The organism is Flavobacterium sp. XGLA_31, from assembly GCF_051547105.1.
GTDB lineage: Bacteria > Bacteroidota > Bacteroidia > Flavobacteriales > Flavobacteriaceae > Flavobacterium.
This window is the reverse complement of the sequence record NZ_JBPTTM010000008.1, coordinates 14,777-31,165: the sequence shown is the minus strand read 5'-3', so window position 1 is coordinate 31,165 and position 16,389 is coordinate 14,777. Positions and strand designations below refer to the sequence as shown.

Here is a 16,389-nt window from a genome sequence, read left to right as displayed (position 1 = left end):
AATTTGATTTAACCCCGTCAAAACAAAACAACTTTAAATCAAATTATCATGGGACTTTTTGGTAGTAATGAGAAGAAAATCATCGAAGAGCTTCACAAGAAAAGCGAAGACCATTGCAAAGAAATCAGCAAAGAAATCGATGAACTGTTAGACGAATTAAAAACCGATTACGACGAAAACCGAGAGGTCGTCCGCGAGTTCTCCACCTTTGTCGATGAAATCAAAACCAAGCTCAGCCCCGAGGATGCCAGGAAACTGGCCGATTTCTCCTCCCGCCTCAGCAAAATAAAACGCTGTGCCAAAAAAGGCGTCGAAGCCATGCGAGAGCTCGCCAGAGACCAACGCAAACTCACGCGCGAAACCAATATGGAATACGAAGAATACATTTATATGAAATAAAGAAAGCGCCGCTCAAGGCGCTTTTTTTGTCCCCCGCTAATCCCTCGCCACCACATGAAAACACTCCTTCTCCTCGCACTCCTCACCGCCACCCTCAGCTGCACCAGCAAAAAAGACACCAAGAAACTCCTCCTCCCCGCCGGCATCAAAGCCACTACCGAGATAGCCTACCGCATTACCAACAACCACAGAACATTCCTCTATAAAAAACAACAGGTCTTCACCGCAAACGGCCGCATCAAGTATTCCAAAACCGTCGACTCCCTCGGCAACATCCTGCAGGAAACCGAAAAGAAAATGTGGTTCATCAAAGAAACCACCCCTAATAGCGAACCCCTCTATTACAAAAACCGCTGGAAAACCCACCAACGCGAGCGCATCAGTGGCTACACCCAAAAACAACACAAGCAAAACGAAGCCATTTACCACTACAACCCCGATGGCACCATTGCCAAAATAGTCGACAACTTCACCACCTTCCACACGCAATACTTCTATTACACCAACGGCGACCTCACCAAAATCATTACCAAAGACAAAAACAACACCCTCCTGGATGACGTCACCGTCTCCTGCCTCGCCAAAGACCAAAAAGGAACCTGCCTCAAACAAATCCGCACCTCCACCCTCACCCATCAAACAACCGAAATCAACCTCATCCCAACCTACTAAGGAGCCTCCCTGTGCTGAGCTTACCCTGAGCCCACTCATCGTGTCACCCTGAGCCTGTCGAAGGGCTAAGCTGAGCCTGACCTGAGTTTGACGAAGGGCATTTCCAAGTTACCGCGCAAAACCCAAAGTTCAAAAAAGTCAATCTTATCGCGTGGTAAGTAAGTATCAAATCACACATTATCTCCGTTCGGCCTGTGCCTTGAGGCCTGTAACAGAAAAATTTATTTATATTTACAACAAAACGTGACGCGACACCACCATTGAGGCTAGCCGCGACCCGTAAGTCCTAATTTTGAGACCACACCCTATGCCTACCGACCTATCTGAAATAGCTGTTCACCGTATTGACCATTATCCCGGAAGACCTACCCTTATTTTTTTACACGACTCATTGGGGTGTATTGCTTTGTGGCGGGATTTTCCGGAGAAGCTTGGGGAAATGACCCGTTGCAATGTCCTCATTTATGACCGCCAGGGCTACGGAAAATCCTGTGAATTCTCTACTAGCGAACGTGACAACTATTACATCGAACATGAAGCCGACATGTTAAACGAACTGCTCACTGCTTGGCGTGTAGAGCAAGCCATACTGTTTGGCCATAGTGACGGCGGTTCTATTGCTTTAATTGCGGCAGCAAAATACCCTGAGCGGATTCTGGGAATCCTAACCGAAGGGGCACACATTTTTGTAGAAGACCTAACCGTCAACGGAATAAAGGATGCCATAGCACTTTACCAAACTACCGACCTTAAAAAGAAATTAGAAAAATACCACGGTGAAAAGACCGAAGCACTATTTTGGGCTTGGGCTAAAACCTGGACCACCGCATCGTTTAGCCATTGGAATATAGAACACTTTTTACCGGCCATTCACTGCCCGGCGCTTATTATTCAGGGAGAATCGGACGAATATGGGAGTATGCGGCAAGTGGAAGGTATTCTCAACAAAGTTCAAGGCAGAGCAGCAACGCTGATGCTTCCCGGAATTGGCCATACACCACACAAGGAAAGCCCGGAAGCGGTTTTGGAACAAGCCGCCACGTTTATTCTTCAAATTACAGCTCATTCCTAAAACAAAAAAGGCTAACCTTGCGGTTAGCCTTTTCTTCAGAATTAATTATAGAATAATGTTTAACCCCACTTTGAAATTTCTGCCTCGGGCGGAATACCCAATGTTTTCGGTAAAGTCTTTGTTAAAAATATTAGTAGCCGCACCGAAAACAGTGAGTCGGTTTTTGATTAGGGTATATTTTACCAAGGCGTTCACCAATTGGTAAGAGTCTAATTTGGCCTGAGTAGTTCCAAAGGTGTTGCCGTCAAAGAAAGCATCGTTGCGGGCATCAAAATATTGGTAACTCAGATTGAAAAAAGTTCTGTTCGTGGGTTGATACTCCAAACCGGCATTGACTTTATGTTTCGGAATCAAGCGGTCTAAGGCTTCGTCTACCTGTGTAAAGGTATAGTTCCCGTTTAGTTTCAGCTTTGTTGACAGTTGCAGGGTTACCTCTGTTTCTACCCCTTTGGCTTTGTTCTTCCCATCAATATTGATGTAATAGCCCTGAAAGGTGGTGCTGTCCCAGTAAAAATCAAAAGAATCTTTTTGGTCCCGATAGAACCCAACGGCATTGATTGTTAATTTTTTATCCCACAATGCTGTTTCAAAACCAGCCTCAATGGTCGTGTTTTCCTCAGGAGTCAGTTTGGTGTTGCCATACTCCGAATACAATTGGTACAAACTCGGCGTAATGTAAGCCGTACTATAGGAAGCCAAGACTTTCAACGGAAAAGTTGTTGCAAAGTTGTACGACGGATTGATGTTGTACACCGTATGGTTTCCATATTCACTATGGATATTGAGACGCGAACCCAAATTAATATTGAGCCCGAAAGGCGTGTCATAAACCAAAGTCAGGTAAGGGTCAACCATGTTAAAGCGGGTACTTTCGCGATTGATGGTACTGTAAGGCGTTTGACTTTCCATGTCGTGAAACTGGAAATTGATTCCGGTTACGATAAAAAACGCCTTGCTGAATTTGTATTTATTGAAAGCATCCACTGTGGCACTGCGGGAATCGTACACCGAATAATCGGTGCCCGAAGTATAGGAGTTGAACTCGCTGTAATCGCGCTTAATTTTGGTAAACCCCGAATTGATGTTGAGCTCCCCTTTATTGTACTTGAATTTTGGAGCAAAACCAAAGCGAAACTGTTCAGAAGCCGTTTTATTTAAAGTTACATCGTTAAAACCGGTATTGTCAAAAGGCTGATCGTAATTGTTGCTGATTTTGTCGTAGTTTCCAAAAAAATCCAAGGAAAGTTTATCGGTCACATTATAGCCCAATCGGGTTAAAATATTTTGTCTGGAGAAACTATCGGGTTCGTAGTTTTCGCCGGCTATCTGTGACATTCCTTTGGTCTCCGTGCTGTTCAGTCCGGCAAAGAAGTTGACTTTTTGGTACCTGCCGTTGACTGAAAATCCTTGATTGAAATCGTGCCCGTTGTATTTGTGATTGTCTGCGGTATTGTTTGAACCTATGTTGACATAAGCGTTGCCCTGCAGAGTTTGTTTACCGGCTTTCTTTAGCGTGATGTTGATGACACCGGTAGCGGCTCCGGTACCATAGAGTGTACTGGCAGCGCCTTTCATGACTTCAATTCTTTCAATTTGCTCTACCGGTAATAAACGTAAATCGTATTCCAAACTGATGCCGGACGCATCGGTTACCGGGATTCCGTCTATCAGGATGAGCACCTGACGGTTTTTGCCTCCGCGGATGTAGTAGCCCAGGTTTTTACCGTTGGCTGATTGGTTGCCGTTGATTTCAACTCCGGCTACCTGCGATAAGACGTTGGCTAAGTTTTGGCCGACTTTATTTGCTAAGTCTTTGGCGGTAATGACTTCGATTACTTTTCCGGATTTTTCTTTGCTTTGGGCAAATTTGGTATCGGAAATAACCACTTCGTTCAATTGATTCACTGCAACGGAATCTTTTACCTGTGCATAGGCACAAGTATTCAGCAAGGCCAATACAGCCGCTGCTCTTACTGTTTTTTTCATTTTTTAGTTCAACACTAATTTAATAATCCTGGGAGAAAAGCATAGAATTTACCCATACCCAAACCTTTTTTCCCGAAAGTTTGTTACTCAATGAATGAGGCAGGTCTCCTGGCTTGCGTCCTGTTGTTGACCTTCTCATCCCGTCTTGTGACGAGACAATGGTATTGGAGTTAACAACAAGCTTGATAGCTTACAGTTGCGGGAACAGCTTTGGTTTTGCACCAAATTCCCTTTTAATGCGATGTTGAAAAAACAAAATCACAACCTTAATTCGGGTGCAAAGGTAATGCAATAATTGACGCTTCAAAAGGATGTTTGAAAAATCATTTTTCTTTTTTCTTGGAGAACTTGATAATCAACCAAATGAATCCGACTAAAAAATGCAGTAGTATGATGCCTCCCACGAGGTATATGAAAGTATTGGAATTGTCCCTCATCTTTTTTTATGTAAAAATACAACAACTGAAAAGCGGGTTTTGCATCAAATGTTACCGAAACGGTAATTTTAAATAACAATCTCCTACTTTTGCAAAAACTTTTTAATGAAAACCTACAGTAACGTCATAGCGGTTGTTTTGTTATCCTTATTCTTAAGCGGATGCAAAAAGGAAGTGTCCCAAAAAACCGTTGCCTCGTATCAAAACACCATCACCTATGCCAAGGGATTTTCTTTGGTACACTATGAAGGATACTCGGTAGTGACCGTTAAAAATCCGTGGCCCAAGGCTACTAAAACCTACACTTACATTCTGAAAGAAAAAAACGGAATCGTCCCTGACAGTTTAAAACAAAACCTGACGATACCGGTTCCTATACAATCCATAGTGGTCACTTCGACCACACATATTCCTTCATTGGAAATGCTGCGGGTGACCCAAACTTTGGTGGGGTTTCCGCATTTAGACTACATTTCATCGGAAAAAGTGCGTGCCCGGATTGAGGCCGGGAAAGTAAAAGAACTGGGGATGAATCAGAGTTTAAATACGGAAGTCCTTTTGGATTTGCAACCCGATGTAATTATCGGTTACGGTATTGACAACAACAATCCGACTTTGGACAATTTACAAAAAAGCGGTTTAAAGGTGATGCTTAACGGGGACTGGAATGAAGAAACTCCGCTGGGAAAGGCCGAATGGATTAAGTTTTTCGGGGCTTTGTACGACAAGCAATCACAAGCCAACGAGCTGTTTGACAAAATTGCCCGAGACTATATGAAAACCATTACTATTGCCAAACAAGCCACCTCAACTCCTACTATACTTGCGGGCGACATGTTTGAAGACCGCTGGTATTTGCCCCGCGGCACGAGCTGGGGGAGTTTATTGTTGAAAGAAGCCAATGCCCGTTATCTGTGGCAGGAGACTACCGGTACAGGGAGTTTGTCATTGTCGTTTGAAACCGTATTTGAGAAAGCCTCTTTTGCAGATGTTTGGATTACTTCGGGACAATTTTCTTCTCTGAAGGAAATGACCGATGCAAATCCGCATTACAGCCAATTCAAAGCTTTTCAAAATAAAAATGTATATTCGTTCAGTGGCAGAAAAGGAAAAACCGGTGGCATTTTATATTATGAATTGGCTCCCAACCGTCCGGATATTGTGTTGAAAGATTTGGTAAAAATTCTGCATCCCGAGTTGCTACCCAGTTACAAACCTTTTTTCTTTGAAAAATTACGCTAGTTGAAAACCCAAAACCGAAATACTTTTCTTTTTGTGATGCTGTCATTCACCTTGTTGGCAGCCATGCTGTTGAATATTGCCGAAGGACAGGTAGCCATACCCATTAAAGAAGTTTTTAAAAGTTTGTTTGGAGGAGAGGCTTCAAAAGACACTTGGGAATACATCATCGTAAATTTCAGATTACCCAAAGCTATTACCGCCATATTAGTAGGCATAGGCCTCTCGGTAAGTGGCTTATTAATGCAAACGCTTTTCAGAAATCCGCTGGCCGGACCTTATGTGTTGGGACTAAGTTCGGGTTCCAGTTTGGGAGTCGCCTTTGTGATTTTGGGAGCAGGCATGCTGCCCGCTTTTTTTTCGCAATTTTTGTTGTCTTCCTATGGCGTCATACTGGCTTCGTGTCTGGGAAGTTTATTGGTTTTACTTCTGATTTTGATTGTATCACAACGACTGCGCGACACCATGTCGATATTGATTGTAGGATTGATGTTCAGCAGTTTTACCGGAGCTATCGTGAGCGTGTTTACCTATTTCAGTTCGGCTGAACAGTTACAGAAATATACTTTTTGGTCGATGGGAAGCATTGGTAATTTATCGTGGCAAAATATTATCATACTGACCGTTTGTGTTGTCCTTGGATTGTTGATAAGCCTTACATCGTTAAAACCTTTAGATGCTTTATTGATCGGAGAAAACTACGCCAAAAGCATGGGGTTGAACATACAGCGAACACGGTATATCATTATTTTGGCCACCAGTATTTTGGCCGGAAGCATCACCGCTTTTGCAGGCCCCATAGCATTTGTGGGGTTGGCCGTTCCGCATTTGTCCAAATTGTTATTCCATACGAGTAATCACAAACTATTGTTTTTTGGCACAGTGATTATAGGTGCTGTTATTATGCTTTTTTGCGACACGGTTTCACAAATGCCGGGATTTGATTTCACTTTGCCCATTAATGCCATTACATCAATCATAGGAGCACCAGTAGTCATTTGGTTAATTGTTAAAAAGAAAAGTATTCAGTAAAAGATGAGCACTCAAACCAACGTACTGCAGGCTTTAAATTTAACCATTGGATATGACTCCAAAAAGGGTAAAAACACCATAGCTGAAAATTTGAATTTAAAATTAGAGCAAGGACAATTAATTTCATTGGTGGGCGGAAACGGCATTGGAAAGTCGACTTTGCTTCGCACCTTAACCGGCATACAGAAACCCCTGGCCGGCAAGGTCATGCTGAACGAAAAAGAAATACATTCGTATGAAGGCACTGCTTTGGCGCAGCATTTAAGTTTGGTTTTAACCGAAAAACTGCCTCCGAGTAACTTGACTGTTTTTGAACTGATTGCTCTGGGCAGACAACCCTACACCAATTGGCTGGGAAAACTCTCGGGAATTGATTATGAAAAAATCACACAAGCCGTTGAACTAACCCATATTGAGCATTTGCTCAACAAAAAACACCACGAAATAAGCGACGGACAGCTTCAAATTGTACTGATAGCAAGAGCTTTGGCTCAAGACACCCCCTTGATTATATTGGATGAACCCACAACGCATTTGGACTTATTACACAAGGTTTCGGTGTTTAAGCTCCTGAAAAAGCTATCCATGGAAACGGGAAAATGCATTTTATTTTCAACACACGATATCGATTTGGCAATACAACTCTCTGACGAAATGATTGTGATGACCGAAACAGAAGTTGTTCAGGACCAACCTTGCAATTTAATTTCGAAGGGTATTTTTTCTACTCTTTTCAAAGATGCCTCAATCGTTTTTGACGGAGAGAAAGGGAAGTTTATCATCCGCTAAACAGGATGGTTCCTTTCGAAGCGTATCCGATACACCCGCAATAGATTTTCAATCTCATTCGGCTGAAGTTCCAAACCGGAAATGAGCAATTCTACCGGTTTATCTTTGTAATCAAAAATCAAATAATGCTTTATAGTATCCATTTTTAGTCGGGGCACTACAAAATCGTTAGTGATATGGTGCCATTCCATCAAGTTCTTTTTGGCCAACTTTATGCCCTCAGCATTCAATACAAGGCGAGGCTCTTTACTGAGTAATTCTTTTACTCCAAAAAACGACAGCAAACCTCCCAGCAGTAATGGAACCAAAAGCCTATAGTCCATTTTATTGGCGCTTGCCAGTAAAAGACGAGTAATCATCACAAACATTAAAAAGCCTGTACCGGCTACTATACCATTGCCTATATAACCTGATTTGATCCGAGTTTCTTTAGGTATATTAAAATCATCGCGATAGATATCTTTAACCGAAAATTTTCTTTCGAGATCCTGAAGTTTTTGTTTTTGTGCCCGACTGCGAATTTCAGTTCGATTTGAAAAGGTTCCGTCTTCTTTGATTATGTTGTATAAAATAGCTTTGCGTTTCAGTTCTTGCACATTCCTCACATTTTCAAAAGCCCAAATGCGCCAGTGCGTAATAGCAAAACTCCAATACACCCATGAGGTCACAAAACCTACAACAAAGCCGATGGCAATAATCCATGTAGTAATATGATATTGAGCCACCAAAATGATAGCCCCAACAATAGCTCCCAAAAAAATCAGCAGCATTGGATAGAAAATGGTTCTTCTTGCTTTTGAAATAGCTTCCTCTACGGTAACCATCATTCTCATATCAGCTCTTTTTATAGTACAACTGTCGCTTAGCTTCACCTACCACAAACGCAACCGAATTCGCAATATTATAACTGCGGATTAAGTTGGACATGGGAATCGTGAGGTGATTTTCAAATTGGTCTAACACTTCTTTGTTCAATCCTACGCTTTCTTTGCCAAAAACCAGCCAATCTTCGTCTTGAAAATCCGCTTCATAAATTGATTTTTCTGCATGAGAGCTCATCAGAAATACTCTTGACTTATCGCTGAGTTGAGCTATCCATTGTGCTACATTGTCGTATTCTTTCCAGTCGAGGTGTACCCAATAATCGAGTCCGGAACGCTTGAGATTTTTGTCGGTAATTTCAAATCCATAGGGTTTGATGAGATGCAATCTGTTCTCGGTTCCTACACATAAGCGACCAATATTGCCGGTATTATTGGGGATTTCGGGCTCTACTAAAACGATGTTAAGCATGTTGGATTTAGGAATTGTGATTTTATTTGTTAAAAAAGCTTTCGACTTCTGCCACTTCGCCGGCTTTAAGCTGCAAAGATAGTGTACCTACCCTGATTCTGATTAATCTCAGCGTGGGGAATCCAACAGCTGCCGTCATTTTTCGCACTTGACGAAATTTGCCTTCGGTTAAAGTAATGGAAATCCAACTGGTGGGTCCGTGGCGTTCATCGCGGATTCTTCTGCCCTCGCCTATGCATTCAGGAAGTTCGGTTATGATGTGGGCTTCGCAGGGTTTGGTGGTATAGCGTATGCCTTTGAACCCGATTTCGACACCTTGTTTTACTTGTTCTACCGCTTCCTGAGTAATGATGCCGTCAACCTGGGCGTAGTACTCTTTTTCGACGGTTTGACTTCGCACCATTTCGCTCATCATACCGTCGGTAGTCAGTAAGAGTAAGCCTTCCGAATCCTCATCCAAGCGACCTATAGCCATCGTTCCTTCGGGAAAGGCATACAGTTCTCCAAGCAACTTTTTGTGTCGCTTTTTTTCATAAATGAATTGGCTTAAATAGCCATGCGGTTTATGAATCATGAAATGGCTGTGTGAATCTGTCATTGGGCAAAAATAAAAAAGACCATCCGATTAGGACAGTCTTTTGTTTTTATTATTTGAGTGTTTTTTTACTGACGGCTTTGTACGTAATCAGACAACGCATCCACATTGCTGCTGAATGAAAAAATACCGTTCAATTTAAAATAATTTCTTGGTTCCGTACAGTAATCATAGGCAAACTTGGCAAACTCCAATTTGTTGTCTTCAAAACTGAACGTATTGGCAATCTGCATGATTTGATCTACATTCAAGCAATTGGCTGTTACCACTTGCATGGCTGTTTTGAGTTGAGTTTCTTCAAAACTTTGTTTTTTAATGGTCGCCAAGGCTGCGCTGAAATTCCCGGGAGACATGCAGTATTTCCCTCCACAACCTCTTACCGGTTCTTCCTCATGATGATGACCTGAAGAAGAGGAAGAAGAATGGGTGGTTGTAGTGGTGGTCGTTTGCGTAACGGCTCCTACGCCTCCCATATTGTCATTGATGGTTACACCCATATTCACCCCTCCGACATTTACGCCAACCCCAACGTTTACCCCATTCATTTGTGTGGTTGTCGTTGTAGTAGTTTGCGAAACTCCACCAGACACCGGTGGCGGTGCCGGCTGGCCGTAATGAATCACGTGAACATTAGAAGCCGGGATAAAATTAGGCTGTACCGGTATCGACGAATAATAATTCAGTTTCATTTTAGTTTTATTATTCTTGTCTCTTTTAATCTTATACGTTACATCTGAAAACACCCCATCGACATCGGTTAACATCAAATTGTTTTTAGAAATGTCCTGTAAGGATTGGTCTGCAAATTTGATTTTGGCATTGTAATACGGTTGGTTTAAATCTTCTACTCTCAGATTGGTCTGAGGTGTATCGTTGATTACTTCACCATTCAAAATCAAGGTGAATTTATCTCCGTCTTCCGAAAAAATGGTTAAATGTCCCACCGGGCCAATTTGTGCGAAAGAAAAAGCAGCTATAAATAGGAAAGCTGAAAGGGTAATTTTTTTAATCATAATTAATGGTATTAAATAGTTTAACAGCAAGTTTACTCTGCTGTGTTTTCAAAAACGATGCCAAATTAAAAAACATTTTGACATGACCATTCATTTTAGGACAAATCTGTGTATATTTAGACTCTGCATATTTAAAAATTTATGAACGATAATTTACTCATTATACTTGCCTTTATTATCGCTTTACCCATTGGAATTTATATTGGTAAAACCCTATTGGCAGCAAATTCCAAATCGGATAAAGCCTCACTGGAAGAAAAAATAAACGGTTTGCTGCAACAAATTGAGCAACTCAAACTTCAAATCAGTCAAACGGTACAGGAACGCGAAACGATTCGTGCCGAGAAGGAAGCTTTGGCGATTCAATTGTCCAAAAAAGAGACTGATTTTGAGAATTTGTGGGAGCGCAATAAAGAACAAAAAGCAGAAGTGGAACAACTTCAGGAAAAGTTCACTAAGGAATTTGAAAATCTGGCGAACAAAATCCTTGAAGAAAAAACCACCAAGTTTACCGAGCAAAACAAAGAAAATCTAAAAAACATCCTGACTCCTTTACAGGATAAGATTCAGCTTTTTGAAAAGAAAGTTGAAGACACACACAAGGAAAGTATTGATTACCACGCTGCCTTACGCCAGCAAATATTAGGCTTACGGGAGATGAACGAGCAAATGAGTAAAGAAACCCTGAACCTGACCAAAGCATTAAAAGGCGACAGTAAAATGCAAGGCAATTGGGGCGAATTGGTTTTGGAACGGGTATTGGAAAAATCCGGTTTGGAAAAAGGCCGCGAATACGAAGTGCAACAGAGTTTTGTGACTGAAGAAGGCAACCGCGTGTTTCCCGATGTGGTGATTAATCTGCCCGACGGCAAGAAAATGATTGTCGATTCCAAAGTAACACTAACCGCCTATGAACGCTACATCAATGAAGAGGACGATGAGATCAAGGCTCAGCATCTGAAAGAACATGTAATGGCTTTGAAGCGTCATGTGGACCAGTTGAGCGAAAAGAATTATCACGACTTGTATCAAATGGAAAGCCCTGATTTTGTCTTGTTGTTTGTGCCAATTGAATCGGCTTTTGCCTTGGCCCTGAATGAAGACACCTCACTTTATAACAAAGCCTTTGAAAAAAATATTGTAATTGTGACACCTTCTACCCTTTTGGCCACACTGAGAACGATAGACAGCATGTGGACCAATCAAAAACAGCAGGAGAATGCTTTGGAAATTGCCCGTCAGGCCGGAGCGCTTTATGACAAATTTGAAGGTTTTGTATCAGATTTAGTCAAAATCGGCAAAAAAATGGATGAGGCTAAAACAGAGTACCAAGGTGCTATGAACAAGTTGATTGACGGAAAAGGCAACCTCATCACCAGTGTGGAAAAATTGAAAAAAATGGGCGCTAAAGCCAAGAAAGCTTTGCCTGATAATATCTTAACCCGAGCCGAGAAAGATGAGTGATTTGTTTAAACCCGTAAACTCTTCCCAAATTACGATTTCGCAGTTGATGTTGCCCTCACACACCAATTTCAGCGGTAAAATTCACGGTGGTTATATCTTGTCACTGCTGGACCAAATTGCTTTTGCCTGTGCTTCTAAATTCTCGGGACATTACTGTGTGACCGCCTCAGTGGATACTGTTGATTTTTTGAATCCCATAGAAGTTGGTGAACTCGTTACCATGAAAGCCAGTGTAAACTATGTGGGCAAAAGTTCAATGATTGTTGGTATTCGTGTGGAATCTGAGAATATTCAAACCGGTAAGATAAAACACTGCAATTCCAGCTATTTTACGATGGTTGCAAAAGATGATCAAGGAAATAACATTGAGGTTCCGGGATTGATCTTATCAGACGATGAGGAAATCAGACGTTTTTGTAACGGCATCAAACAAATCAGTTTAAAGAAAGAACGCAACCAACACGAAGAAATTTTTGATTACAAATCAAAAGAAGCCATTGCAAAACTGAAAACCTACCGCATTCGATTGGCGGACTGATACTTTTTCAGGTCTTCAAAACAGGATTTTATTTGAAGTAGGGTCAACTGATTTTCAGTTGTCTCAGAGCAGTTATGCTACATATCCTGAAACCGAATTATAGCCGAATTTATAGGTCGCTTGGTATTTAAGATTTTTTTGATTAATTTCTAGCATCCTCTTTTTATGAGACTTAGCAAATCCGCAATAAATTTGGGAATTCAACCTGATAATTCACATTTTTTATCAACAAAAACCAATAGTAACATTATAATTAATAGGATATTATAAAAATTTTATTATTTTTGGTTGCGATTAATAAAACTATGAAAAAACATTACCTACTGCTTACAGCTTCCGCTCTTTTTTTAAGTTTCATCATAGCTTGTTCCGACAACGATGATGACTATGTACCCATTGACAATTTACCGGTAGCGACTGATGACACCGTGAACAGTACCTTAACAGCTCCTGTAACTATCGCTGTTTTAGACAATGATACTGCGGGTGATGCCGTAGTAGCCACTACCGTAAGTATTACTACTGCAAATGCCACAGACACCGATGGCAACGGAACATTGGACCAATTAATCGTAGCAGGTGAAGGAAGCTGGACCGTAAATGCCACTACCGGAGTCGTGACGTTCACTCCGGAAGTTAATTTCGTGGGCAACCCTTCGCAAATTACCTATACCGTGAAAGATGCTGAAGGAAACACTTCAAATGAAGCCCATGTAACCATCAATGCTGATCCCATAGCTACAGTGGATTTAACACAAGTACCTTATCCAAAATTATCCGATTATCACTTTTTTGTGGGAGATCTCAAAAATCAAATTCCATCTTTAAACGTTTTGCCTTATGCACCGGCCTCGGCGTTGTTTACGGACTATGCCCACAAAAAAAGATTTGTCTGGATGCCACCCGGAACAAAAGGCACTTATACAGCTGATGGAAAGATATTTGATTTACCGGTGGGAGCTGCCCTGATTAAAACTTTTTATTACGACAATGTACAGCCCAACAATACCACCCGTATTATTGAAACCCGAATCATGATTCGAAGAGCTGACCGTTGGATTTTTGCCGATTATGTATGGAATACCGATCAGACAGAAGCCTTCTTTGACTTGGCCGGAAGTTATACAGACATTAGCTGGAGAGATGAAAACAATGTCATTAAAAGCACTACATACCGCATTCCAACCGAAGTACAATGTGCCATTTGTCACAAAAGCAAAGATGTCTCATCAGGGACAGAAGTTGATACCTACATCCCTATCGGTATCAAACCGCAAAACCTTAATTTTGATTATACCTACAGTAGTACAGAAACTAAAAACCAGATTCTGAAATGGATTGAAAAAGGGTATTTGGAAAACAATTTCAGTCTGCCTAGTGAAGACAACAGTACCGTAAATTACAATGATGCCGCCAAACCTTTAGAAAAAAGAGTTCGTTCCTATTTAGACATTAACTGTTCTCATTGTCACGCCGCCAACGGGCATTGTGATTACAGACCTATGCGTTTTGCTTTCAGTGAAACCGGTCTTCCGAACGGTCAGGGATTAACCAATATGGGGGTTTGTGTCAGTACTGCCGATATGCAGGATTTTCCGCCTGCCCTGAGTACGATAGTGAAACCTGGAAACATCAACCGTTCTATGCTGTACTATCGTATTAATACCACGAATGAAGCTTACCGAATGCCGCTGCACGGCAGAACTGTGATTCATGAAGAAGGAGTGGCCTTAATAGCACAATGGATTAACTCGTTACAAAGTTGTCCGTAACCATTTTAATATCAAACCAATAAACTATAAAAAATGAAAAAAATTACTATGATTATTGCATTGCTCCTGGTAATGCAATTGGCAAAAGCACAAGACAGTTGTGCTGCTGCTGTGCCAATAACTACAGCAGGTTTGTATGTTGTTGGTCCCATTAACGGTGCCGAGCCCGGTGTTATGTGTGCTCCCAACGGTTCAGGAACCAATACCGGGGACCCAGCTGCAGGAGAATGGTATGCCTATACCCCAACAGCCAACCACACGGTGACCATTACTACTGATATTTCACAGAATACCCCGAGAGTAGACACTCGTTTTCATGTGTATACCGGTGCCTGCGATGTGTTGGCTTGTTTGGCCGGAGATGATGATTCCGGATCGAATTTTTCTTCTGTGGCTACTTTTGACGTGCAGGCTAATATGACCTACATTATTGCTTTTGATAACAAATGGTCTTCAGACGGCTTTACTTTTCAATTAATTGAAAATGCTGTAGTGGTTCCACCGGTAACCCCTATCAACTATACTACTCAGACGATTTCGACCATCAACAGCACTTACAACATTTGTTCTGTTGACATGAATGGTGACCATCTTGATGATATTGTAGGAGTTAGCGGCAATAATTTAAGAATTCATTATCAGGGTGCAGGAGGTACTTTTACCGTAGCCGATTACGCAATAGCCGGGACAAGCAAAATGCCCGGATGGAGTATGGCAGCCGGAGATTATAACAGAGACGGTTATAACGATTTGGTTTTAGGAAGTGGTTCCGGTCTTTCGGTTTGGTCATCTAATGCCGGCGGAACAGCTTATTCCAATTTTTCACCAACAGATTATATTTTTTGCCAAAGAACCAACTTTGCCGACTTGAATAAGGATGGTAATTTAGACGTTTTCTCTTGCCACGATATTGATGCTAACGTATACTATTTGAACGACGGTGCCGGTAATTTAACGTATTACCAATCAAACACGACTCCCGGAGCAATGAATTTAAGTTCTGTTGCCAATAAGGGAGGAAACTACTCAACCTTGTTTACAGATTTTGACAATGACGGAGATACAGACGTTTTCATTTCAAAATGTTCAGGACCTCCTTGTCAATTATTCAGATACGACGGGGGTAATGTATACACCAATGTTTCTGCCACTGCAGGAATTGACGTTACTCCGGTTCAAACATGGTCTTCAGCTATTGCTGATTTCGACAACGATGGCGACATGGATATTATCATTACTGCCAGCGCGGGTACTCATAAATTCTTCAGAAACAATTTTGACACCAGCAATACCCTAGCCTTTACAAACATCACTTCAGGATCAGGCTGGGACACGAATTCATCCACCAATATTGACAATGTAGCTTATGACTTTGATAACGATGGTCTGGTTGACGTACTTGGCGGTGGGTCAAAAATTATGTTTAACCAGGGGAACAATACTTTTGCTCCGATTGTATATTCGGGTATGAGCATTGGAGCCGTAGCCGATTTAAACAATGACGGATTTTTAGACATTCAAAACAACAATGTGGTTCGTTATGCGGTTCCCAATGGAAATCATTGGTTAACTGTTGCTCTTACCGGAATCCAAAGCAACAGCAACGGAATTGGTGCCCGCATTGAGATTTATGGTAGCTGGGGTAAACAAATCCGTGATATCCGAAGCGGAGAAGGATTTAAATATATGGGATCACTAAACGCACATTTTGGTTTGGGTCAGGCAACTACAATTGACGAAGTAGTGATTAAATGGCCTTCGGGAGTGGTTGATACTCTGCACAATGTTTCTCCGAATCAAATGCTTGCTGTAATAGAAGGCTCCACTTTGGGCACCAACTCTTACAACACGACTGCATTTACCATTTATCCGAATCCGGTTAAAAACACTATCAACCTTACTATGAATAGTAGTGCTGAATTACTTACTGCTGAGATATTCGATTTGAACGGCAGAAGAGTATCGGAATCTAAAATTGTAAACAATACAGTAGCGGTGGATCATTTGGCTACCGGAAGCTACATCCTAGTATTGAGAGATGCCTCAAACAAAGGATACAGTCAAAAATTCATAAAAGAATAATACCTT

General features: G+C 41.6%; 15 protein-coding genes and 1 riboswitch. Of the genes, 10 read left to right on the top strand and 5 right to left on the bottom strand.

All coding sequences use genetic code 11. The features are described from left to right. Positions 1-48: 48 nt before the first annotated feature. From ACSVH6_RS12280 to ACSVH6_RS12270, 3 genes are all read left to right on the top strand, one after another. Positions 49-399 carry a hypothetical protein gene (locus tag ACSVH6_RS12280; protein WP_438078916.1) on the top strand — a complete coding sequence of 117 codons (351 nt, stop codon included), beginning with the start codon at positions 49-51 and terminating at the stop codon, positions 397-399. A 54-nt stretch (positions 400-453) separates the two neighbouring features. Next, on the top strand, positions 454-1,071 hold the full coding sequence (locus tag ACSVH6_RS12275) for a hypothetical protein (RefSeq protein ID WP_438078914.1): 618 nt from the start codon (positions 454-456) through the stop codon (positions 1,069-1,071). 307 nt (positions 1,072-1,378) lie between these two features. Then, positions 1,379-2,143, top strand: coding sequence for an alpha/beta fold hydrolase (locus tag ACSVH6_RS12270; protein WP_438078912.1), 765 nt, complete (start codon positions 1,379-1,381; stop codon positions 2,141-2,143). 45 nt (positions 2,144-2,188) lie between these two features. On the opposite strand, the gene ACSVH6_RS12265 is transcribed toward ACSVH6_RS12270, so the two are convergent. Then, complete coding sequence (locus tag ACSVH6_RS12265; protein ID WP_438078910.1) at positions 2,189-4,129, bottom strand: TonB-dependent receptor plug domain-containing protein; 1,941 nt, start codon at positions 4,127-4,129, stop codon at positions 2,189-2,191. 81 nt (positions 4,130-4,210) lie between these two features. Beyond that, positions 4,211-4,413: riboswitch (cobalamin riboswitch) on the bottom strand. A gap of 258 nt (positions 4,414-4,671) precedes the next feature. On the opposite strand from ACSVH6_RS12265, the gene ACSVH6_RS12260 reads away from it, so the two are divergent. The 3 genes from ACSVH6_RS12260 to ACSVH6_RS12250 are packed head-to-tail and all read left to right on the top strand — an operon-like array spanning position 4,672 to position 7,626. Next, positions 4,672-5,808, top strand: coding sequence for an ABC transporter substrate-binding protein (locus ACSVH6_RS12260; protein WP_438078908.1), 1,137 nt, complete (start codon positions 4,672-4,674; stop codon positions 5,806-5,808). After that, the gene (locus ACSVH6_RS12255) at positions 5,809-6,837 is read left to right on the top strand and encodes an iron chelate uptake ABC transporter family permease subunit (protein ID WP_438078906.1); all 1,029 of its coding nucleotides are present in this window, start codon (positions 5,809-5,811) and stop codon (positions 6,835-6,837) included. 3 nt (positions 6,838-6,840) lie between these two features. Beyond that, positions 6,841-7,626 (top strand): ABC transporter ATP-binding protein, encoded by a 786-nt coding sequence (locus ACSVH6_RS12250; protein WP_438078904.1) that lies wholly within the window; start codon positions 6,841-6,843, stop codon positions 7,624-7,626. On the opposite strand, the gene ACSVH6_RS12245 is transcribed toward ACSVH6_RS12250, so the two are convergent. From ACSVH6_RS12245 to ACSVH6_RS12230, 4 genes are all read right to left on the bottom strand, one after another. Then, positions 7,623-8,459 (bottom strand): hypothetical protein, encoded by an 837-nt coding sequence (locus tag ACSVH6_RS12245; protein WP_438078902.1) that lies wholly within the window; start codon positions 8,457-8,459, stop codon positions 7,623-7,625. The genes ACSVH6_RS12250 and ACSVH6_RS12245 overlap by 4 nt on opposite strands. 1 nt (position 8,460) lies before the next feature. Then, positions 8,461-8,919 carry a tRNA (cytidine(34)-2'-O)-methyltransferase gene (locus ACSVH6_RS12240; protein ID WP_438078900.1) on the bottom strand — a complete coding sequence of 153 codons (459 nt, stop codon included), beginning with the start codon at positions 8,917-8,919 and terminating at the stop codon, positions 8,461-8,463. A gap of 22 nt (positions 8,920-8,941) precedes the next feature. Then, positions 8,942-9,517 carry a pseudouridine synthase gene (locus ACSVH6_RS12235; RefSeq protein WP_438078898.1) on the bottom strand — a complete coding sequence of 192 codons (576 nt, stop codon included), beginning with the start codon at positions 9,515-9,517 and terminating at the stop codon, positions 8,942-8,944. 65 nt (positions 9,518-9,582) lie between these two features. Next, positions 9,583-10,527: a DUF4476 domain-containing protein gene (locus tag ACSVH6_RS12230; protein ID WP_438078896.1), complete on the bottom strand. Its 945-nt coding sequence runs from the start codon at positions 10,525-10,527 to the stop codon at positions 9,583-9,585. Between the two features lie 141 nt (positions 10,528-10,668). Here ACSVH6_RS12230 and rmuC point away from each other — a divergent pair, with 141 nt between their 5' ends. The 4 genes from rmuC to ACSVH6_RS12210 all read left to right on the top strand — a co-directional run bounded on the left by rmuC (position 10,669) and on the right by ACSVH6_RS12210 (position 16,383). Next, positions 10,669-11,991: a DNA recombination protein RmuC gene (rmuC, locus tag ACSVH6_RS12225; RefSeq protein ID WP_438078894.1), complete on the top strand. Its 1,323-nt coding sequence runs from the start codon at positions 10,669-10,671 to the stop codon at positions 11,989-11,991. Then, positions 11,984-12,529 carry an acyl-CoA thioesterase gene (locus ACSVH6_RS12220; RefSeq protein ID WP_438078892.1) on the top strand — a complete coding sequence of 182 codons (546 nt, stop codon included), beginning with the start codon at positions 11,984-11,986 and terminating at the stop codon, positions 12,527-12,529. The genes rmuC and ACSVH6_RS12220 overlap by 8 nt, the downstream gene beginning before the upstream one ends. 305 nt (positions 12,530-12,834) lie before the next feature. Further along, positions 12,835-14,301, top strand: coding sequence for an Ig-like domain-containing protein (locus ACSVH6_RS12215; protein ID WP_438078890.1), 1,467 nt, complete (start codon positions 12,835-12,837; stop codon positions 14,299-14,301). A gap of 33 nt (positions 14,302-14,334) precedes the next feature. Further along, positions 14,335-16,383, top strand: a complete 2,049-nt coding sequence (locus ACSVH6_RS12210) for an FG-GAP-like repeat-containing protein (RefSeq protein ID WP_438078888.1) — start codon at positions 14,335-14,337, stop codon at positions 16,381-16,383. The last annotated feature ends 6 nt before the right edge of the window (positions 16,384-16,389 follow it).

Coding starts and splice junctions, on each gene's coding strand:
- ACSVH6_RS12270 (WP_438078912.1), top strand. CDS start 1,379: ATGCCTACCGACCTATCTGAAATAGCTGTTCACCGTATTGACCATTAT.
- ACSVH6_RS12245 (WP_438078902.1), bottom strand. CDS start 8,459: ATGAGAATGATGGTTACCGTAGAGGAAGCTATTTCAAAAGCAAGAAGA.
- ACSVH6_RS12275 (WP_438078914.1), top strand. CDS start 454: ATGAAAACACTCCTTCTCCTCGCACTCCTCACCGCCACCCTCAGCTGC.
- ACSVH6_RS12265 (WP_438078910.1), bottom strand. CDS start 4,129: ATGAAAAAAACAGTAAGAGCAGCGGCTGTATTGGCCTTGCTGAATACT.
- ACSVH6_RS12250 (WP_438078904.1), top strand. CDS start 6,841: ATGAGCACTCAAACCAACGTACTGCAGGCTTTAAATTTAACCATTGGA.
- ACSVH6_RS12235 (WP_438078898.1), bottom strand. CDS start 9,517: ATGACAGATTCACACAGCCATTTCATGATTCATAAACCGCATGGCTAT.
- ACSVH6_RS12210 (WP_438078888.1), top strand. CDS start 14,335: ATGAAAAAAATTACTATGATTATTGCATTGCTCCTGGTAATGCAATTG.
- ACSVH6_RS12240 (WP_438078900.1), bottom strand. CDS start 8,919: ATGCTTAACATCGTTTTAGTAGAGCCCGAAATCCCCAATAATACCGGC.
- rmuC (WP_438078894.1), top strand. CDS start 10,669: ATGAACGATAATTTACTCATTATACTTGCCTTTATTATCGCTTTACCC.
- ACSVH6_RS12260 (WP_438078908.1), top strand. CDS start 4,672: ATGAAAACCTACAGTAACGTCATAGCGGTTGTTTTGTTATCCTTATTC.
- ACSVH6_RS12215 (WP_438078890.1), top strand. CDS start 12,835: ATGAAAAAACATTACCTACTGCTTACAGCTTCCGCTCTTTTTTTAAGT.
- ACSVH6_RS12280 (WP_438078916.1), top strand. CDS start 49: ATGGGACTTTTTGGTAGTAATGAGAAGAAAATCATCGAAGAGCTTCAC.
- ACSVH6_RS12230 (WP_438078896.1), bottom strand. CDS start 10,527: ATGATTAAAAAAATTACCCTTTCAGCTTTCCTATTTATAGCTGCTTTT.
- ACSVH6_RS12220 (WP_438078892.1), top strand. CDS start 11,984: ATGAGTGATTTGTTTAAACCCGTAAACTCTTCCCAAATTACGATTTCG.